2 protein-coding genes are annotated in these 1840 nt (G+C 40.3%); both read left to right on the plus strand.

The window, feature by feature from the left end:
* Positions 1–574 (plus strand): gliding motility-associated C-terminal domain-containing protein (locus KGY70_05215; protein ID MBS3774562.1); only part of this gene is annotated, 574 nt, incomplete at its 5' end.
* 232 nt (positions 575–806) lie between these two features.
* The coding region (locus tag KGY70_05220; GenBank protein ID MBS3774563.1) for a bifunctional (p)ppGpp synthetase/guanosine-3',5'-bis(diphosphate) 3'-pyrophosphohydrolase at positions 807–1840 on the plus strand (1034 nt) is incomplete at its 3' end.

The following is a 1840-nucleotide window of genomic DNA, read 5'->3' on the forward strand; positions in this document are numbered from 1 at the left end:
CGTGGAAAAGGAAAACCTGAGCAGCATATTGGAGTGGAACGAGATGGGCCATTTTTCGAACATCCGCTATGAAATTTCCAGACGTATCGGAGAACAGCCTTTTCGTTTTCATCAAACAACTTATCAGTCACCCTATACCGATGACAATCCCGAAGAATTCAAGGGTCAGGATACGAGCTCCAGATTTTGTTACCAAATAAAAGCTGAAATACAACACGCGCAGGGTCTGGTATCGACCATTACTTCCAATTCAAAATGTATTTACATCAAACCCCAAATTTTTATTCCCAACGCCATTATCCCCAATTATTCAGGCCCTAGCAACAATGAATTTGATAATAGAGAATTCAAACCTGTTTTTACATTTGAACCGGAACATTATTTACTTATCATCTATGACCGAAACGGAGCCAAAGTATTCGAAACCAAGAACATTGATAACCCCTGGATAGGTAAAATCAGGGGTGGACAAAAAGCGCCTGGTGGTACTTATATCTATTATCTGGAAGTAAAAAACCCGGGCCAGCCAATGATCAGGAAAAGAGGCGAAGTAAACGTGGTGTATCAAAAATAAGTAAAATACATTTGTGTTCACCCGTTCAAAAATATGCCGAAAATATTGAAATATCTCAATATACTAAAAAGAAAAAAATAAAGTTGTATTTATATAACATAAATTTATTGAGTTTTCAATATTGGAATAACGTTAGATCTGTTAACCTCTGCGGATTTCTCAATATTTTGTAAAAATAAATTTATATATTAGTGGCTTGGATTAACCCGGGCAATCCCAAAATAATATATTGATGAGCACCAAAGTAATAAAAGAAAACAAATACATACAGGAGCAATTTGATGCGCTTTATAACAGTTGCTCCCAAAACATGAACGAGCAAGATCTGGCTCTTGTCAAAAGGGCTTTCGATCGGGCTCTGTCCATGCACAGCGGTGTTCGTCGTAAATCAGGGGAACCCTTCATTATTCATCCCTTGTCGGTGGCAAAGATTGTTCATGATGAGATCGGTCTGGGGGCCGAGGCAGTAGGATGTGCCCTACTTCATGACGTAGTGGAAGATACCCCTTCCACCATTAAAGATATTAAAGAAGAGTTCGGCGAAAGGATCGGGGTAATTATTGACGGATTAACAAAGATTTCCGAAGTTTTTGGCAGAAAAAATTCCCTTCAGGCCGAAAATTTCCGCAAAATACTGATGACCCTGTCAGAAGATGTCAGGGTAATCATTATCAAGCTGGCCGACAGGCTTCACAACATGAGAACGTTGGATTCCATGCCCCCCAACAAGCAAATCAAAATCTCCGGGGAAACGATCTATTTCTATGCTCCCATAGCCCACCGGCTGGGATTATACAGGATCAAAAATGAGCTGGAAGACCTCAGCCTCAAATATCGGCATCCCACTAAGTACCGGGAAATTGAAGACAAGTTAAACGAAACTGCGGAAAAAAGAAATCAAGAGGTACAGGAGTTCCTTGATCCCATTAAAAAGAAACTGGATGAAAACAATATCACCTATGAACTTGTAGCCAAACCCAAACCGATCTATTCCATCTGGAATATGATTCAGCAGGAAAATTTTACCTTTGACGAACTTTCCAATTCCAATATACTTAACATACGTATCATTGTCCATCCCACACCCTTCAAAGGGGAAAAAACTCAATGCTGGGATATTTACGCGCTTTTAACCGATATATATGTACCCAAGCCTGAGCGCATACGGGACTGGATAAGCGCACCGAAATCAAATGGTTATGAAGCACTCCATGTTACAGTGATGGGACCACGGGGCAACTGGATGGAGGTTCAGATTCGTACCAA

The sequence above is a fragment of the Bacteroidales bacterium genome (assembly GCA_018334875.1).
GTDB lineage: Bacteria > Bacteroidota > Bacteroidia > Bacteroidales > UBA12077 > JAGXLC01.